This is a genomic window from Rhizobium acaciae (assembly GCF_025941625.1).
Lineage (GTDB): Bacteria > Pseudomonadota > Alphaproteobacteria > Rhizobiales > Rhizobiaceae > Rhizobium > Rhizobium acaciae.
Window position 1 is genome coordinate 1 of sequence record NZ_JAPCZO010000016.1, and the last position, 17505, is coordinate 17505.

15 protein-coding genes are annotated in these 17505 nt (G+C 60.0%); 8 read left to right on the forward strand and 7 right to left on the reverse strand.

Annotated elements, in window-relative coordinates; genetic code table 11:
* The coding region (locus tag OLZ32_RS24180) for a LysR family transcriptional regulator (protein WP_264399969.1) at positions 1-862 on the reverse strand (862 nt) is incomplete at its 3' end.
* Positions 863-956: 94 nt separating this feature from the next.
* On the opposite strand from OLZ32_RS24180, the gene OLZ32_RS24185 reads away from it, so the two are divergent.
* Together OLZ32_RS24185 and OLZ32_RS24190 are read left to right on the forward strand one after the other, a co-directional pair.
* Entirely contained in the window at positions 957-2144 is a 1188-nt protein-coding gene (locus tag OLZ32_RS24185; protein ID WP_264399970.1) for an MFS transporter, read from the forward strand.
* 37 nt (positions 2145-2181) lie between these two features.
* Positions 2182-2652, forward strand: a complete 471-nt coding sequence (locus OLZ32_RS24190) for a cyclophilin-like fold protein (protein WP_264399971.1) — start codon at positions 2182-2184, stop codon at positions 2650-2652.
* Positions 2653-2668: 16 nt separating this feature from the next.
* On the opposite strand, the gene OLZ32_RS24195 is transcribed toward OLZ32_RS24190, so the two are convergent.
* Positions 2669-3706, reverse strand: a complete 1038-nt coding sequence (locus OLZ32_RS24195) for a class I SAM-dependent methyltransferase (RefSeq protein WP_264399972.1) — start codon at positions 3704-3706, stop codon at positions 2669-2671.
* A gap of 180 nt (positions 3707-3886) precedes the next feature.
* Between OLZ32_RS24195 and OLZ32_RS24200 the strand changes: the two genes are divergently transcribed.
* From OLZ32_RS24200 to OLZ32_RS24210, 3 genes are all read left to right on the forward strand, one after another.
* Positions 3887-5884, forward strand: coding sequence for a putative bifunctional diguanylate cyclase/phosphodiesterase (locus OLZ32_RS24200; protein ID WP_264399973.1), 1998 nt, complete (start codon positions 3887-3889; stop codon positions 5882-5884).
* Positions 5885-6304: 420 nt separating this feature from the next.
* Positions 6305-7111 carry an MBL fold metallo-hydrolase gene (locus OLZ32_RS24205; RefSeq protein WP_017991565.1) on the forward strand — a complete coding sequence of 269 codons (807 nt, stop codon included), beginning with the start codon at positions 6305-6307 and terminating at the stop codon, positions 7109-7111.
* A gap of 206 nt (positions 7112-7317) precedes the next feature.
* The gene (locus OLZ32_RS24210; protein ID WP_264399974.1) at positions 7318-8970 is read left to right on the forward strand and encodes an acyltransferase; all 1653 of its coding nucleotides are present in this window, start codon (positions 7318-7320) and stop codon (positions 8968-8970) included.
* Positions 8971-8981: 11 nt separating this feature from the next.
* Here OLZ32_RS24210 and OLZ32_RS24215 read toward each other — a convergent pair whose 3' ends face one another.
* On the reverse strand, positions 8982-9869 hold the full coding sequence (locus OLZ32_RS24215; protein ID WP_264399975.1) for a LysR substrate-binding domain-containing protein: 888 nt from the start codon (positions 9867-9869) through the stop codon (positions 8982-8984).
* Between the two features lie 111 nt (positions 9870-9980).
* Here OLZ32_RS24215 and OLZ32_RS24220 point away from each other — a divergent pair, with 111 nt between their 5' ends.
* From OLZ32_RS24220 to OLZ32_RS24230, 3 genes are read left to right on the forward strand one after another with little or no spacing between them, the layout of a single operon-like run.
* Positions 9981-11234, forward strand: a complete 1254-nt coding sequence (locus OLZ32_RS24220; RefSeq protein ID WP_264399976.1) for an aromatic ring-hydroxylating oxygenase subunit alpha — start codon at positions 9981-9983, stop codon at positions 11232-11234.
* Between the two features lie 10 nt (positions 11235-11244).
* Entirely contained in the window at positions 11245-12312 is a 1068-nt protein-coding gene (locus OLZ32_RS24225; protein WP_264399977.1) for a hybrid-cluster NAD(P)-dependent oxidoreductase, read from the forward strand.
* A 34-nt stretch (positions 12313-12346) separates the two neighbouring features.
* Positions 12347-13627, forward strand: coding sequence for a M24 family metallopeptidase (locus OLZ32_RS24230; RefSeq protein WP_264399978.1), 1281 nt, complete (start codon positions 12347-12349; stop codon positions 13625-13627).
* A 119-nt stretch (positions 13628-13746) separates the two neighbouring features.
* Here OLZ32_RS24230 and OLZ32_RS24235 read toward each other — a convergent pair whose 3' ends face one another.
* Genes OLZ32_RS24235 through OLZ32_RS24250 form a run of 4 tightly spaced genes read right to left on the reverse strand, consistent with a single transcriptional unit; the run spans position 13747 to position 17501 of the window.
* Positions 13747-14760, reverse strand: coding sequence for a GlxA family transcriptional regulator (locus OLZ32_RS24235; RefSeq protein ID WP_264399989.1), 1014 nt, complete (start codon positions 14758-14760; stop codon positions 13747-13749).
* Between the two features lie 29 nt (positions 14761-14789).
* The gene (locus tag OLZ32_RS24240) at positions 14790-15788 is read right to left on the reverse strand and encodes a 4-hydroxyproline epimerase (protein ID WP_264399979.1); all 999 of its coding nucleotides are present in this window, start codon (positions 15786-15788) and stop codon (positions 14790-14792) included.
* A gap of 16 nt (positions 15789-15804) precedes the next feature.
* The gene (locus OLZ32_RS24245) at positions 15805-16656 is read right to left on the reverse strand and encodes an ABC transporter permease (RefSeq protein WP_003551053.1); all 852 of its coding nucleotides are present in this window, start codon (positions 16654-16656) and stop codon (positions 15805-15807) included.
* Positions 16653-17501, reverse strand: a complete 849-nt coding sequence (locus OLZ32_RS24250; protein WP_264399980.1) for an ABC transporter permease — start codon at positions 17499-17501, stop codon at positions 16653-16655. The genes OLZ32_RS24245 and OLZ32_RS24250 overlap by 4 nt, the downstream gene beginning before the upstream one ends.
* Positions 17502-17505: the final 4 nt, after the last annotated feature.

Sequence of the window (17505 nt, forward strand, 5' to 3'; positions counted from 1 at the left end):
CGGCGAAAGCAGGGGATGGATGGCGCCGGCTGGGGTAATAGAGATGATATCCCTGGAACGTTGGAGCCCAGTCCGTCAGCACTTCCTTCAGTTGACCGCTGTCAAGATATTGTCGGACGAGGTCCCTCGGCGCATAGGATAGCGCTACGCCATCGAGAGCGGCATCGATCGCCGGTTCTATGTTGCTCATCACGAGTTGGCCCTCCACGCGAACGCTGAATTCGCGACCGTCCTTTGCGAACTCCCAAGCATAGAGCGCGCCTGAGGTGGAAAGCCGCAGGTTGACGCAATTGTGGTCCGTCAAGTCTTGCGGGGTCGACGGCGCGCTGCGGCCCGCAAAGTATTCGGGTGATCCGACCACGACATAGGATACGTCGGGACCGATGCGAACGGCCACCATGTCTCGCGCAATTGCTTCGCCGAGCCGCACTCCGGCGTCGAACTGGCGTTCTACGATATTTGTGAAACCATTGTCGATAATGAGCTCCACGGTGATATCAGGGTAATCACGCAGAAATGCCGGCAGCCTTGGACGGAACACGAGGTTGACGGCATCGTCGGGACACACGACCCGGACTTGGCCCGAGGGCTTTTCACGCAGCGCCCCGATCGCGCGGATCCCTGCGGCAATGCTTTCGAAATGCGGTTGAACGCTTTCCACGAGCCGGGCACCGGCCGCCGTGGGAGCCACGTCACGCGTCGTGCGGGAGAGAAGCCGGACGCCGAGCCGGGCTTCGAGCGCGCTGATCGTATGGCTCAGCGCCGAGCGCGTGACTCCCAGTTTCGATGCAGCGCGCGTGAAACTCCGCTCTTGAGCCACCTCCAGAAACGCACGCATTTCCGTGAACTCGTCGCGCCGCATTGTTGAATCTCCTTCACCACCACATTCAGATTATAGCTTCTAGTCGCGCAAAACCAGTCCGGCTATCTATCTGGCAACGGACAGGAGAACGTGAATGACCGTCGAGCTGACATTCAATGAGACCGTACTGACGGAAGACGAGACGACCTCATGGTCTGCTGTGACCTGTCTCTCGCTTCTCACTTTCCTTCTGGTGGGGTTGGAATTTCTCCCTGTGAGCCTTCTGACCCCAATCGCGGGGGATCTCTCGGTGTCGGAGGGGCAGGCCGGACTGGCGATCACCGTGTCCGGAGTCTTTGCGGTTAGCACCAGCCTTTTCGGCAATGCAATCTTGACGAAGATCGACCGGAGGACGGTCGTCTTGCTTTATACGGCGGTTCTGGCTGCTTCGAGCCTGGCGGTTGCGTTGGCGCCCAACTTCCTTGTCTTTCTCGTTGGACGGGTCCTGGTCGGTGTTTCGATCGGCGGCTTCTGGTCGCTGTCGACGGCTATTCTGGCACGCCTGGCATCGAGCCGTGACCTGCCCAAGGCCATTGCCCTGCTTCAGGGCGGCACGGCATTCGCGCTCGTTCTTGCTGCGCCGCTCGGCAGTTTTCTCGGCGGGCTGATCGGATGGCGCGGCACCTTCCTGATCACGGTACCGATCGCAGTTGCGGGGCTCATCTGGCAACTGGCCGTCCTGCCGAGCATGCCCGCGACATCAACCATCTCGGTCGCCAGAATATTCGGTTTGCTGCGCAATCGTAGATTCGCGATCGGAATGGCTGCGACTGGTCTGGCCTTCATCGGCCAGAACGCATTGTCCATTTACCTTCGTCCGTTCCTCGAAGGCGTCACGGGCCTCGAATTGAATGTTCTGTCCATGGTGCTTCTCGGCCTTGGCGTCGGCGGACTGGCTGGAACCTCCGTCATTGGCTTCGTCGCCCGGCGCCATCTCCTGCTCGTTCTCATAGGATTGCCGGCTGCTCTTGCTGTCCTTGCCCTGCTGCTGATCGCTCTCGGGCCGTTCGCAGCGGTTACGGCATTCCTGCTCGTCATGTGGGGATTTTTCTCGACCCCGATTCCGGTCGCCTGGAACACCTGGATGGCCGCCATCGTTCCCGGTGAATTGGAAGCGGCAGGTGGACTGCAGGTGGCGCTGATCCAGTTCGCCATTGCAGGCGGCGCTTTCGCTGGCGGCATGCTGTTCGACACCGTGGGATGGTGGAGCACCTTCCTTCTGGCCGCCTGCCTTCTCGCCGGTTCGGCCGTCCTCGCCGCGCTCGCCGGTCGCCGTTCCTGAACCTTCAGAGACCTCAAAACAGGAGATAAGGCCCGCTATGTCGATGACATCCAAGTTCATGAGCCGCCGCGCGGTGCTGGGCGGAACCTTGGCGGCCGCCGCTCTCCCTCTCGTGGCGCAAGGGCAGGACGAGCGGCGCCCGGCGGATCCCGAGGCGACAGACGTCAGGATCAGGATAGGCTTCAACAATCTAACCCTGACCGCGACACTCTCCAACAATCCGACGGCGCGCGATCTCGTTTCCATCCTGCCCCTGAACCTTAAGATCGAGGACTACGGCAGGAACGAAAAGATCGTCCATCTGCCGCGCAAGCTGACCGAAGAAGGCAGCGGTACTTTCGGAAACGAGCAGCCGGGCGACCTTTGCTACTTCAAACCGTGGGGTAACCTGGCCCTGTTCTACGCGGATTACCGCTGGGACGGGCTGATCCGGCTCGGCCGCTTCGACAATGGCTTCGAGCCATTGCTGGTGCGCGGCGCGTATCCGGTCCGCATAGAACGCATTTGACAAGGGTTCCATCGGCCTACTGCGGTCTTTGAATCTCACAGTAGACAATGCTGCGGTTTGAGCCGGGCCAAACAGACACCTTCACATCCGCCCCGGTCACGCTTTCACTGGCGATCAAGCCCATCTCTCGCTCTGACCGCAACAGCAGCGCCCAGTTCATAAATGTCTCCATATAGCCATCGACGTCGGTCTCCGGGGAGAAGTTGGCGAATAGGAATGTGCCGCCAGGCTTAAGCATGCTGACGCACCTCCTGGCCAGCCTTACGGCTACCGCGTCCGGCAAATAGTCATAGAGACCCGCGGCATAGACGAAATCGAACATTCCCAGCGCATGCCTCCCACCGAGCAGGGTTTTGACCGACCCGTTCACAGCCTCGACGGACGTGCCGGCGAAATCGCGGGCGACGGTTCCAACGCTTATCGGGTCTTGATCCAAAGCCACCCAGCGTCTGATCGCGCCGGCGCTGAGAGCGCTCGACAAAGGCCCCTCACGAAGATGCCCGGCGGCGATGGCGAGAACTTCGGTGGAACCAGGTCGGGTCGAAGCGATTTCGTCTACGCGGCGAGCCAGAATGTCTCGACGCTCCCTTACCGCGACGGATGACGAAGCATTTCGAGTGTAGGCATAGATCGAGCGTCCCAGAGTGCTCGCTGACAAGACGGCGTCCTCGATTTCAGGTCTGCCGTAGATGAAGTCGAGAAGGCGTGCGTCGCCAGAATAGCCGCGCGGCTTTTCGAAGGACCAGCGGGTCAATGGATCTTGATGAAGATAGTGAGCAACGGGATGAGATTGCGCGATCGGAACGATGACGTCCCACACCTCCGGATGAAAGCGCCGCCGTATCTGATGCAAGGCCTCGGCAAGACGCTCGATGATCGCATTGGGCTCGACGCCGGACTTGAACTGACGGATCGACACGTCAAGGCTGAGGGCAAGCTCGGCTCTGGCAACGATCAGTTGGCCGGGATCTGGGGCAGCAACCCTCCTTGCCACCCGACGAATTTCGCCGGGCGCAACAAGACTTTCACCGTCCAAGACCAGGCTTTGTGCCATTTCGAGATCCCCTTGATATAGCGTTAAGCATAATCAACCTCGAAATAGGATGCGACTAGAATCCACACGGGATAAGGGTAATTCTACTCTTGCGGGTCAGATGCTACCCCTCTAACAAAGCTAAGCAATAAGACAAACCGGTTGCAGGTCGCCGAACGCGATTTTGGAGGGCGCCGAAGTATGGCTTACATTTCAACATACTTTAGATGGTTGTCAGGCTGGCGTCGTTGCATGATCGCGGCTTACGCTAACGTTCAGCGCGACGAATCAACCGCCGGCTTTTCATTCGCCGAGGCCCTCAAATCTCTGAAAACTGAAAATGATGCTGTCCGGAGGCGGAGCTCCCGGCAAGGTCTTTGGATGGCGGTTGCCGTTTATGTGGCCTTCGCACTTCCCGACCGATGGCTGATCCCCGACGTTGCCCCTATGACGATCGCCGCGCGATTCGCCGTTGCAACGATCGCGCTGCTGGCGTTCGAAATTCTGCGACTGGCAAATGCGAAAACCGTCTGGCTTGACATCACATGCGCCGCTGCTCTGCTTGTGGGCTATGTAGGCTGGCTTTACCCGGCGATTGCTACCCGCGACGTCACCGCCATGTCATACTACATGATATTCGGCGCCATCTTCATGATGGGCGCCAACCTCTTTTTCAGTTTCCCGTTTCGGCTTTCGGTGATCACCTCGGGCCTCGTTCTATGCGCATTTTTCATTACGATCGTGGAATTTTTTCCTTCAAGCCAAACCTACAAGCTTGCCTTCGGGATGTTCTACATTTCGTGCTTTGCCTTCACGTCTTTCGTCAATTGGCGATTGAACGTGGAGCGTCGAAACGTGTTGCTGAACGCGGCGGAGGCTCGCCACCAGCACTGGGAAGCGTCCGAGCGCGGAAGGTCACTGCTCGAGCTTTCACATACTGACTACCTGACAGGCATCGGCAACAGACGCGCGCTGGATCGGCGGCTCGACGAATGCTGGGCCGCCTGGAAAGACGAACGCCGCGACTTCTCCGTGTTCCTCATCGACGTCGACTTTTTCAAGCGCTTCAATGATCGCTACGGACATCAGGAAGGAGACCGATGCCTGACTGTCATCGCCAATGCGCTGAAGGCGGTTGTAGAGTCTTCCGATGGCATGATCGGCAGGTACGGTGGCGAGGAGTTTATCGTGGTCATGCCGTCTGCCCTCCCCAAAATCGCGATGACTCTCGCCGAGAAGATCAGACTCGAAGTCGAGTCTCTTGCGATTGCTCACGACGAGCGACCGGATGATATGTCGACCGTAACCGTCAGCATCGGCGTCGCCTTCACCCGCGAGAAAGTGGGAGAGAAAGTTGAACGATTAGTACGTGAAGCCGACCTCGCTCTCTACAATGCCAAAGCAAGTGGCCGAAACTGCATTCGCAGTTTTGATCCGTTTTTGCCTCGCCCCGACGACCATGCTGGCAAACTCGTCCCGCTACTCGCGGCCGCCATCGATCGCAAACTGGTCTCGCTGGTGTACCAACCGATCTTCGACGTGACGAACGGGAAAGCAAAAGCTGTCGAGGCTTTGATGCGCCTGAGGATGCCGGACGGCACCGCAGTTTCGCCGAAGACATTCATTCCCGTTGCGGAACGAAGTGGCGCTATCCTCGAACTAGGCAGGTGGGCGATCGAGACGGCATGCCGTGATATACTGATGACCGATCGCATGGCGACCGTCAGCGTCAACGTGTCGCCGATACAACTGCGTTCCCCCGGCTTTGCTGCCAGTGTCGCTGATATCCTTGCTCGGTGCGGGGTCTGCGGGTCGCGGCTGGCCTTGGAAGTCACCGAGGGCCTGGACATGGATATGCAGGCGGAGGTGCTGAAATGCATCGCCGATCTGCGGGCACTCGGCGTCGAAATCTGGCTTGACGACTTCGGCTGCGGCTTCGCGGGCCTCTCTTGGCTGAGGGCAATCGAGTTTCAGACGGTCAAGGTCGATAGAACCTTCCTGCACGACTGCTCGAACCCACGCGGTCTGGTGATGCTTCAGGACATGATTGCTCTCATCCGCAATCGTGGGAATACGATCCTGGTGGAAGGCGTCGAAACTGCAGCACAATTTTCCCTTCTCAAGGATCTTCGTATCGACCGCGTCCAGGGCTTTCATATGGGAATGCCGGTCAGCGCTGAACTTCTGAACGCGGCATAACTCGCCTCAAGGTTTCCAGATGGCTCAGCACGTTGCCGATCATCGGTGCGTGGCATGTGACGTCTTTGCAGATCGTCGTAATGCTGAGTGGCGCCTATCTTGCCATGTCAGGAGTGCCGGCGATCGAACAGGCCGCACTCGATAAGCTATAAGGGCGGCTATGCTCATTCTGCGAGTCCGATTCTTCCGTTACGTCAGCGACAACGTTTTAGCCTGGCTTCCGTGCGCCTCACCCATTTCACTCGGCTTGAGGCCCCATCGTCCCAAGACCGGTGGCGACTTCATGCACGGCCGAGGGCTAGCCTCACTGGCACCTTCCAATCTCCCATGTCGCAATACTACATGATGGGAACATTCCACATCTGCTGCATGTTTTGCTGGCGATGCGGAGGCACACCCAAACCTGTTGAGGATTTGAGCATGACTTGTTTTATCTGTGCCGCCTGCGGCGCTCAGTTCAGCGAGAGATCTGAGCCGCCGCGAGCCTGCCCGGTCTGCGAGGACGACCGTCAGTTCGTGCCCCAGTCGGGGCAAAGGTGGACGGATATGGCGGCAATCAGCCGGACACACAGTGTGATCTGGAACCAAGAAGCGCAGGGTGTTCACAGCCTGCAGATCTCACCTGCCTTCGCAATTGACCAGCGCGCCTTCCTCATCGAGGGACCGGATGGCAACATTCTTTGGGATTGCCTCAGCCTCGTTGACGAGGCGAGTGCGGCCCAAATTGCTGCGATGGGCGGTCTTACGGCGATCGCAATTTCACACCCGCACTTCTATTCTTCGATGGTCGAGTGGAGCAAAGCCTTCGGCGACGTGCCGATCTATCTCCACGCCGATGACGGCGAATGGGTACAGAGACCTGGTTCGGCACTTCGCCTTTGGAAGGGTGAAACTCTGCAAGTCGGTCCGGCGACCGTAATTCGTTGCGGTGGGCATTTCGCTGGCAGTTCGGTGCTTCACTGTCCCTGGCTGGAAGCTGGGCGGGGCGCTCTATTCGTGGGCGACACGATGCAAGTCACCCTGGATCGTCAGTATGTGAGCTTCATGCGCAGCTATCCGAACCTCATTCCGCTCAACGCCAGAACTGTGGAAGGCATATCGGAAGCCGTACGGCCATATCGATTTGAGTCGATTTACGGCGCATTCACGGGGAGAACGATCAAATCAGATGGCTCACGTGTCGTGGATCGGTCTGTTCAAAGATATATAAGGGCCATTGCAGGTTAAGGTGACGTTCAGCGATAACAAGGCAGCGAACTCCTTCGATGGAAACGAGACCGATGGGATTTCGGTCGATTTCTTCCTAGGTAGCAAGGCCAGCAGCCCCGACAAGTTGCGGCTTTTTGGACGGATCAGGCCGTCTGATGCAGCGAGGCAATGGATCGCTGAATCAGACGAATATTCGGCGGTTGAACCTGGGAATGAGGAGCAGGATGGATCACGTCAATAGCCAGCAAACCTCGACAAGCGAAGAGAGCGAAGCGCGCAGGCTTCAATACCTGACCTGGGAACACATTGCGTCTGACCTCCGTCATCCCACTCACCTCGCCCGCAAGGCGGAACTCAGGCGATCATGCGATGCGGAACTGGCCGAGACGTCCTACATCGCCGAGAATGCCGCAGTCTTCACCGAAAGCCTGACGATGGGCGAGCGGTCGTGGATCGCCGGACACGCGCTCGTTCGCGGCCATGTGACCCTCGGCGACGATTGCACCATCAATCCCTATGCCTGTGTTTCCGGCATGGTGACGTGCGGCAATGGCGTGCGGATTGCTTCGCATGCCTCGATCGTCGGCTTCAATCATGGCTTCGACGACCCGACCATTCCTATACACCGCCAGGGGGTCGTCAGCATCGGCATTGTGATCGGCGACGATGTCTGGATCGGCGCCAATTGCGTGATCCTCGATGGCGCCACGATTGGAAACGGCGCGGTGATCGCCGCCGGAGCGGTGGTCACGGGAGATATTCCCGCCATGGCGATTGCCGGTGGCGTACCGGCCCGGGTGCTGCGGAGCCGAGGCTCGGCGCCCCGGAAAACCGGCACCGGCGACATCGAAGATCATTTGGTCAGGCTCGGCCAGAAAGCGCAGGACCAATGGCCGGACATCCTTGCACGCTGGAAAACGGACGGAGCCTATGAATCGCTGGAGGCAGACGGCATCCAGAGACCGGCGATCCGGCATCTCTGCGATGCAATCGAGATCGCTGCCGGCTTCGGCCACCTGCCGCCCGATCTCGATGCGGCGGAGACAGTCGAGCGTCTCCAAGGTCTTCAGGACCGAGAGACCGGCCTTTTCCCGGAAGAGCATGCGCGCATGCATGGCAAGGCGCTGAGGGATGATTCAAAGGCGCTCTATAACGTCCTTGCGGTTGGCTATGCGCTTGAACTGCTTGGTTCCGGTCCGCGCCAACTGGTCCATGCGGTCGACCTCGGCGCCGGGGAGCTGGATGAATGGCTGAGCGCCCTGCCCTGGTCGACCCGGGCATGGCACGCCGGAAGCGTCGTCGATGCGATCGGAACCGCCATGTACTTCAATGCTAGGTATTTCGGCATCAGGCATTCACGGCAGGCGCTTTTCGAGTGGCTGGGCCGGAATGCCAACAGCGTTTCGGGACTGTGGGGTGAACCGACCGCGGCGGAAGGATGGCTTCAACCGGTCAACGGCTTTTATCGCCTGACGCGCGGCACCTACGCCCAGTTCGGCGTGGCGCTTCCCCACCCGCACGCCTCACTCGAAACGGTTCATCTCAACTATCGCAACCACAAGGGCTTCGTTGCTGCAAAATACAATGCGTGCAACCTGCTCGATACGATTCATCCTCTGCTGCTGATTGCCCGGCAGACCGACTACAGGCGGGCCGACGGCGAGGCGATCGCCCGCAAGGTCATATCGAGGGCGTTGGATAGATGGCGGGATGGCGAGGGATTCCCGTTTGCCGATGGTGCTGAACCGAGCTTGCAGGGAACGGAAATGTGGCTGTCCGTCATTCACCTAGCGGCCGATTTCCTGGGACTGGCGGATCGCTTCGCCTTCGTCCCTAAAGGCGTTCACCGAACGGCAACCGTGGGACTGGGCTTGTGAACACGCTTCGATCAACCGTGCAGTGATGCCGCCAGCCAGGCGGCGGCAAGGTCGCGTGCGTTGCTTCGCTTGGCTTTGACGGGCACGATCACGTTGTAACGATTCTCCGCGGCAAGCTCGCCGCCGTCGACCTGCACCAGGGTTCCATCTTCCAGAAAGGTGCCCACCAGCATACGCCATCCCAATGCAATCCCTTGCCCGGCGCGCGCGGCTGCGATGGTTTCGGTATAGTGGTTGAACCGAAGCGACGGCTTTACCTCGAGGTGGGCGCCGGTGAGCGAAAACCACTGCGCCCAGCTATACCAGGAGCGATCGAGAACGTCCGTCTCGATGAATTCGTCGGCGGAGCCGAGCGGACCATCGCCGCGACGCTTGAGATAGTCGGGAGAGCAGACCGGGCAGATGACGTCGCCGTGCGAGGCGATGACGGTGCTATCGCTGAAGGGAGGCACACCATATCGAATTGCCACATCGACTTCTCCGTCATCGAGAGCGATCGGGCTGTCCTGGGATATCACCCGCACCAGGATGCCGGGGTTCGCACGGCGAAACTCGGCCAGCCGCGGCAGCAGCCAGAAAGAAGAGAATGCAACGGTCGCCCCTATGGTCAGCACGTCCTGGCTGCGCGACTGGAGCGCCTCCACGCTCTCGGCAATATCGGCAAAGCTCTTGGCCAGCGTGGCGCCGAGGTTGATGCATGCCGCCGTCGGCTCGATCGCTCGATGTTTGCGCACGAATAAGGGCTGGCCGAACTCCTCCTCCAGCAATGCAATCTGCCTGCTGACCGCCGCCTGCGTGACACCCAATTCGGTCGCAGCCGTGGTGAAGCTCTTCTTTCTGAGCACCGCCTCCAGGGTCACCAGTGCCGTCAGCGACGGGATCCGTCTTCTAAAGTGCATCACAGAACTCCTCATCGCATGATAAAAACTCATGCGAACCTAATTTTTTATGCCGTTGAAACACCGGAACTACAAGGGCAATCTGGGGAAACTCTCGCATAAGAGGTTCTGATGCTAAACAAGCTCCCATCTTCCATTTCCGCCCTTCTCGACGCTCGTGCCAATGGTCACTCGCTGCCGGCCGGCCTTTACGTCAGAGAAGACGTGTTCGAAGCAGACATCGACGTCTTCTTCCGCAATCACTGGATCTGCGTCGGTCTCGATTGCGATGTTCCCGAACCCGGTGATGCCACGGTCATCGATATCGGCAAGACGAGCCTGATCCTTCTGCGTGACGACGACGGAGAAATTCGCGTCCTGCACAATGTCTGCCGCCATCGCGGCTCCCGCCTTCTCGATCCGGGCAAGGCGATCGTCTCAAAACTCGTCTGTCCCTATCACACCTGGACATATGAACTGACGGGTGAACTGAGCTACGCGCCGCACATGGGCAAGGACTTCGACAAGGAGTGTCGGAGCCTCAAGCCCGTCACTTTCAAGTCGATCGGCGGGCTGATTTATGTCTGTCTCTCCGACAATCCGCCCGAGGACATCGCCATCCTCGAACAGACCATGACCGAACGCCTTGCCCCCTACGACATCCGGAACGCAAAGGTTGCCTTCCAAACGGACGTCATCGAGGATGGCAACTGGAAGCTCACGATGGAAAACAATCGCGAATGCTACCATTGCTCCGCGAACCATCCGGAGCTCTGCGTCTCCTTCGTCGACCTCGACTTCGGCTTCGACCCCGAGACGTTGAGCCAGGAGGATCGCGAACAGGCCGAGGAGCATTTGAGGCTGTATGAAGAGCGGACGAAGGCCTGGGAGTCCGACGGCTTCCCCTCAGCGGCCGTCGAGCAGCTCGCCGACTGCGCCACCAACTTCCGCACCCAGCGGCTGATCATCGCAGGCGCCGGCGAATCCCAGACCCACGACGCCACCGCCGCATCCTCCAAGCTTCTTGGGCATATGACCCGCAAGGATCTCGGCGACACGCATCTTTGGGGCCACAACAGCTGGAACCACTTCATGGGCGACCATGCCGTGGTGGCAACCGTCATTCCGCTCTCCGCAGGCAAGACGCTTGTGAGAACCAAGTGGCTGGTCCACAAGGACGCCGTCGAAGGCGTGGATTACGATCTCGACAAGCTGACGGATGTCTGGGTGGCGACCACGGACCAGGACGCCGATCTCGTCGCGCGCTCCCATGCAGGCACTCTCGACCCGGCCTATCAGCCCGGCCCCTACTCCCGCTTTTCCGAGACGAATCTCGACAAGTTCGCCAGCTGGTACATCGATCGGATGCGCGCCCATGGATACTAGGAGCCCGCAGATGCCCGCAGCCAGGGCCGCCCTTGACGACGTCTGGAACCCGGAGGAAGACGATGCACTCGTCTGCCTCGACGTTCAGCAGGAAACCCACGACGTCAAGACATTCACCTTCGCATCGCGCGAAGGCAAGCGGTTCGCGTTCAAGGCCGGGCAGTATTTTCTGTTCGACCTGGAACAGAATGGAGACGCTGAAAACAGGTGCTACAGCATCTCCTCCTCGCCGCATCGGACGAACGCCTTCTCCGTGACGGTGAAGCGCGTTCCCGGCGGAAAGATCTCCAACTGGCTTCATGACACCCTGGTTCCCGGCGCGACCGTCAAGGCGAACGGACCGCTCGGCCACTTCGTCAGGCCAGAGACGTCGGGACGCAAGCTTCTGCTTTTGTCCGGCGGCTCCGGCATTACCCCCGTCATGTCCATTCTGCGGGAACTCGCCGACAGTTGCGAACCTGCCGATGTCGTCTTCATGCATGCCGGCCGAACGCCGCAGGATCTGATCTTTCGCGACGAACTGGCCTGCATCGCCCGCAGGCTGAAAGGCCTTCGCCTGCATTTCCTCCCGGAGACCGTGGCCGGCGAGCCGTCCTGGCCCGGTCTGACCGGTCGCATTTCGAAAGACTATATCAGGCTTGCGGTTCCCGATATCGCCGAGCGAACCGTGATGTGCTGCGGCCCCGCCCCGTTCATGGCCGCCGCGCGCACCATTGCCGCCGAACTCGGCGTGCCCGGCTCGAACTACCTGGAGGAAAGCTTCGACGCCGCGGTCATCGACGAACCCGAAATCCCTGCGGTTCAGGCCGCTGCCAAGGTCTTTCAGGTCACCTTCTCCAAGCAGGCCCGCAGCATCGACGTCTCCGGCGACCAGAGCGTGCTCTCATGCGCGAAGAAGTCAGGCGTCAGGATCCCGTCGTCCTGCGCGAATGGCGTCTGCGGCACCTGCAAGTCGAAGCTTACATCAGGCACGGTCGACATGAACCACAATGGCGGAATTCGCCAGCGGGAAATCGACGCCGGCTTCTTCCTGCCCTGTTGCTCCAAGCCGCTCAGCGATCTGGTCATCGAGCGCTGACACTGTCACTCACCGACAACAGGGACTGACTGAGATGCTGCGAGAGGAAAGCGATTCCGCCGAGTTGACCGGCTCGACGGTCTTCAAGGACGAGCGAAAGCAGGCATATTTCAATCCTGAAGGAGCCGACCGGCCTCTTATCAGTCCTGTGCCGGCCGCGACGCTCGATCTGGCTCGCCGCTATCGTCTGGAGCGCCTGCGCAGGAAAATGCGCGAATGGGACTGCGGCGCCCTGCTTCTCTACGACCCCGTCAACATCCGATATGCCTTCGATTCATCGAATATGAGCATTTGGACGATGCACAACGCCTCGCGTTACGCTCTGATCCTGGCCGATGGTCCGGCCATACTTTTCGAATTCGAAGGCGCCGACCATGTCAATGACGGGCTTCCCGGCATCGACGAGATCCGGCCGGCGAAGTCATGGATATTCTTCACGGCCGGGAACCTTATGGAACCTCGCCTGAAAGCCTGGGCGGACGAGGTCGCGGACCTCGTAAGCCGCAATGGCGGTAACAAACGCGTGGCGGTGGACAGGCTCGAACCCGCCGGCGCGTTCGAATTGCGGGAACGCGGCTTCATGCTCTTAGACGGCCAGGAACTGGCCGAGCGGGCGCGATCCATCAAGAGCACCGAGGAGATCGAGCTGATGCGATGGACGATCCGTGTCTGCGAAGCAGGCATGGCGCGGATGTACGAGATTTCTGAACCGGGCCGCACCGAAAGAGAGATCTGGGCCGAGCTTCACTTCGAAAACGCACGCAGCGGTGGCGAGTGGCTCGAGACCAAGCTCTTGACCGCAGGCCCGAGAACGAACCCCTGGTATCAGGAATGTTCGGACTACGTCATCAAACGCGGGGAGATGATATCTTTCGACACCGACATGATCGGACCCTACGGCTATTGCGCCGATCTCTCGCGCTCGTGGACAGCGGGACACGTCGCGATGAGCGCCAAGCAGAAGGAACTTTACGCCGCCGCCCGGGATCAGATCGAGCACAATCTTTCAATCATCAGGCCCGGGATGACGTTCCAGGAATTCAACGAACTGTCGTGGCGGATTCCGGAGAAATACCAGCCTTATCGATACACGCTTGCTCTGCACGGAACCGGAATGGCGGACGAATGGCCGGGGATCCTTCTGCATCCGGATTTCGACCCGAACTTCAGCGGCTGCATCGAGGAGAACATGGTGCTCAACGTCGAAAGCCTGATCGCCGAAGCCGGATCCGAGAGCATCAAGCTGGAAACCCAGGCGCTGATCACGGCAAGGGGAGCGGTGCGGCTGGACACGTTTCCGTGGGAAGATATCTGAATAAGCCTAGAGCATGATGCCGAAAAGTGTGAGCGGTTTTCGGACGACATCATGCTCTAACTATTTAATGTAGAACAGGATTCAGACTTTAGGCCGACCCGGCCTAAAATCATCCTGTTCTAGTGCGCTCTCAAAGCGGCTGCGCGATGCTGCGATGGCGTTTGCCCGAATGTGCGCTTGAAGGTTCTGGTGAACTGCGAGGCGTTTTCAAAGCCGACGTCCAGCGCGATCTCGATCATTGGCGCCTTCGACTGGGCAAGGATCGATTTCGCCCGCTCCATGCGAACACGATTGTAGGCTTTGGCAGGAGACATTCCCGTCTTGTCGATGAAGATCCTCTCCAGTTGCCGCCGAGACAGGCCAACCGTGGCGGCAAGCTTCTGAATTGAGATGCTGCCGTCGACGAACTGTTCCATCGTGATCATCGCCGCCTTGACGCGGGCGTCGTCATAGTCGTCGTAGAGCGGACGCCTGGGCTGTATGTCCGCTGAAGTCCGGGCTTTTTCGATCTGAAGGACCTCCAGCGCGTTTCGTTCGGCGTCGCGGCTGATGCATTTCCTGACCAGCAATGCCGCCATGTCGGCGGAGCTGCTGCCGCCTGCGCACGATCCGCGCTGGCGATCGAGATTGAAGAGCCGGTCGGAACGAACGCTAAGCTCAGGGAACCGCTCCCGAAACTCCTTGTAGTGCAGCCAGCTCACACAGCATTCGTGCCGCTTCATCAGGCCTGCCGCAGCAAGAATGAACGAACCCGTGCACACGCCGATCAGCGGCACCTTCTTGGCGTCCGCTTGCTTGAGAAAAGCGATGGTCTCCTGGTCGACGGGGTTCTCAACCGTCAAAAGGCCGCCGACAACCACGATGTAATCGAACTTCGACGGATCGACGAAATCGGACGTCGGAGCGACCTGGACGCCGCAGCTCGCAGTGATCAGGTGCCGCGTGCTGCCGATCACCTGCCAGTCGGCAAGCACCCTTCCGGAACGATCCTGCTCGTCGCTGGCGAGCCGCAGCGTGTCCACGAAGAGGGCGAAGGCGGACAGCGTGAACGATCGCGCCAGAACGAAGCCCACCTTGAGCCGGCCAGCCGACTTCGCGGCGTCGTCGGCCTGTCGATGCTGCCCGGGTCGCATAGTCATCTTATCACCGTTTCTGAATGCGCTCATCGAATCTGAAAACCGTGCGCCAGCGGATCACGATCGTCAACGAAAATGGTGTTGTGTCCGATGACGCGCGCCCAGCCTCCGATGCTTGGAAGAATGCCGCTGTAGGGTCCAATACTCGCCTCGGCTTCGACCCGCCCCTCGAAGACGGTTCCGATCAGGCTTTCATGGCGGTATCTCGACCCGACGGCAAGCCGTCCCTTCCCGTAGAGCTGGGCCATCCGGGCGGAGGTGCCGGTTCCGCCCGGCGAGCGATCGATGGCCTTCTCGCCATAAAAGACGGCGCAGCGTCCATCCGAGACGTAATTCACCGGGCGGTCGCACCAGATGGCGTGATGCACGCCGCGTATCCTGGCGTCGTCGGGATGAATGGGATCGCAGATATCGGCAAGCGCTGACCTGAGCTTCTGGCTGCAACCGACGATGTCGGATGCGGTCATGCCCTCGAGCCCGCTCCAGTTTTCCTGAGGTTCGATGACTGCATAATAGTTGCCGCCATAGGAGAGGTCGACGCGCAGACGGCCCATTCCCGGCACATCGACCTCGACATCAGCCTCATGAAGATAGCTCGCAACATTGTGGAGACGAACGGATTCGACATATCCGCCCTTCTCCTCATAAGTGACGTCGACCCTTCCTGCAGGCGTCTCGATGGCAACCCGGCCGGGCTCCCGCGGCTTGACGAGCCCCTCCTCGATCGCGGCGGTCACGGTGCCGATGGTGCCGGCGCCGCACATCGGCAGGCAGCCGCTCACTTCGATGAAAAGCACGGCGAAATCGCAATCCTCCCGATAGGCCGGATAGATGATCGCGCCTGACATGATGTCGTGTCCCCTTGGCTCGAACATCAGCGCCTGGCGCACCCAGTCATGGTCCCGGACAAAAATCTCCCGACGCTCACCGATCGGCGCATGCGGAAGCAGCGGACCGCCTGCGGCGACAAGGCGCACGGGATTTCCTGATGTATGCGCGTCGATGCAGAAGAAGCTGTTTCTCATCTTTCCATGTCCTTGCTCATCTCGTCTTCGGCAGCCTGCCACGGTCGAGCAGGCCGCGGGACAGCCGGTCGAGCAGAAGGGCGACTGCGACGATCGCCAGCCCCGCCCTGAGGCCAAGCCCCATCTCCATGCGCGTCAGGCCGCGCGTCACCTCCGCGCCGAGACCGCCGGCGCCGACGAGCCCGGCCAATACGACCATCGCCAGCGACAGAAGGATGCACTGGTTGAGCCCAACCAGGAGCGTCTGCCTGGCCAAGGGGATCTCGATCTTCCAAAGCACCGAACGAGGCGGCGCGCCGATGGCGCTGCCGAGTTCCACGAATTCTCTCGGCACCTGGTTGAACGCCAGCGTGGTCAGGCGGAGCATCGGCGGAATGCCATAAACGATGGTGGCGATGATTGCCGGCACGCGTCCAAGGCTGAAGATCATCACTGCAGGAATGAGATAGACCCACGGCGGCACGGTCTGCATCACGTCGAGAACCGGACGAACCATCGCCTCCAATGTCTTGTGGCGCGAGCACAGGACGCCGATCGGAAAGGCGATGAGCACGGAGATCAGAACCGCGACAGTGACCAGAGAGAGGGTCTGCATCGATGCCGTCCACAGCCCCATGAGCAGACAGAACCCCAGGCAAAGCCCCGCAAGGATCGCGGCGCGCAGACCGACGGCGACGAATGCCAGGACGACGACCATCGCGATAAGCCCATAGGGCGGCACAAAGAGGAGGAGCGCCTCGAATCCAGAAAGGACTGCTTCGATCAGATAGCTGATCGCCGCAAACAGCGGATGCAGGTTGGTGTTGAGCCAATCGACTGACGGCGCCAGGAAAGCGCCGGGCGAAAACTGCAGGATGGATGGGTTCATGACTTCCTCCCCGTTCCCAAGCGAGCTGCGCTCTGGGTTATCCGGTCAAGCACCATGGTCAGTACCACGATGGCGATCGCTCCATTGATAGAGGTCGCGATGTCGAGCGTTCTGATCGCGCCATAGATCGTCTCGCCGAGCCCGCCGGAGCCGACGATGCCGGCGATGACGACCATGCCGAAGGCCATCATCAGGCTCTGGTTTATGCCTGCCATGATGCTCGGCAGCGCAAAGGGAAGGCGGATCTTGAAGAACATCTTCGCCGGCGTCATCCCGAGCGCCTCTCCGAGTTCGATGAACTCCTTGGGCGTCATCCGGATACCGAGAGAGGTCAGGCGGATCGCCGGCGGCACGGCGACGATCACCGTCGCAATCAGTGCCGTCGCCGGTCCGTAGCCGAGCAGGGCGATCGCCGGCAGCAGGTAGATGTATGGCGGAAGCGTCTGGATAAGATCCAGGCCGGGCTCAATGAATCGATCGAGCAAGGTGAAGAAGCCGGCGGCAATACCGATCGGGATACCGATCGCCAGGGCGAGTGCGGTCGCGGTCAATACCAGCGCCAGGGTGCTCATCGTCTCCGGCCAGAGGCCCATGGAAAAACAAAGCGCCAGTGCTGCGCCGCTCAGCAGAGCGAACCAGACATTGACCAGCCGCCAGCCGATGAGCGCCACGATCAGCGCGACCAGGTAGAAAGGCGGAAGCTGCAGGAGCCAGAGGATCCCGTCATAGAGCCCTTCGAGAAGCTGCCTGATGGAATCGAAAAGGAATTCGCCGTTGTCGCTCACCCACTCGAGCGCCGAGTCCGTCCATTCATCAAAAAGATCGGTGAAGCCTGAACTATCCATGTCA

Coding starts and splice junctions, on each gene's coding strand:
- OLZ32_RS24200 (WP_264399973.1), top strand. CDS start 3,887: ATGGCTTACATTTCAACATACTTTAGATGGTTGTCAGGCTGGCGTCGT.
- OLZ32_RS24245 (WP_003551053.1), bottom strand. CDS start 16,656: ATGAACCCATCCATCCTGCAGTTTTCGCCCGGCGCTTTCCTGGCGCCG.
- OLZ32_RS24205 (WP_017991565.1), top strand. CDS start 6,305: ATGACTTGTTTTATCTGTGCCGCCTGCGGCGCTCAGTTCAGCGAGAGA.
- OLZ32_RS24215 (WP_264399975.1), bottom strand. CDS start 9,869: ATGCACTTTAGAAGACGGATCCCGTCGCTGACGGCACTGGTGACCCTG.
- OLZ32_RS24220 (WP_264399976.1), top strand. CDS start 9,981: ATGCTAAACAAGCTCCCATCTTCCATTTCCGCCCTTCTCGACGCTCGT.
- OLZ32_RS24195 (WP_264399972.1), bottom strand. CDS start 3,706: ATGGCACAAAGCCTGGTCTTGGACGGTGAAAGTCTTGTTGCGCCCGGC.
- OLZ32_RS24190 (WP_264399971.1), top strand. CDS start 2,182: ATGTCGATGACATCCAAGTTCATGAGCCGCCGCGCGGTGCTGGGCGGA.
- OLZ32_RS24230 (WP_264399978.1), top strand. CDS start 12,347: ATGCTGCGAGAGGAAAGCGATTCCGCCGAGTTGACCGGCTCGACGGTC.
- OLZ32_RS24240 (WP_264399979.1), bottom strand. CDS start 15,788: ATGAGAAACAGCTTCTTCTGCATCGACGCGCATACATCAGGAAATCCC.
- OLZ32_RS24225 (WP_264399977.1), top strand. CDS start 11,245: ATGCCCGCAGCCAGGGCCGCCCTTGACGACGTCTGGAACCCGGAGGAA.
- OLZ32_RS24250 (WP_264399980.1), bottom strand. CDS start 17,501: ATGGATAGTTCAGGCTTCACCGATCTTTTTGATGAATGGACGGACTCG.
- OLZ32_RS24185 (WP_264399970.1), top strand. CDS start 957: ATGACCGTCGAGCTGACATTCAATGAGACCGTACTGACGGAAGACGAG.
- OLZ32_RS24210 (WP_264399974.1), top strand. CDS start 7,318: ATGGATCACGTCAATAGCCAGCAAACCTCGACAAGCGAAGAGAGCGAA.
- OLZ32_RS24235 (WP_264399989.1), bottom strand. CDS start 14,760: ATGCGACCCGGGCAGCATCGACAGGCCGACGACGCCGCGAAGTCGGCT.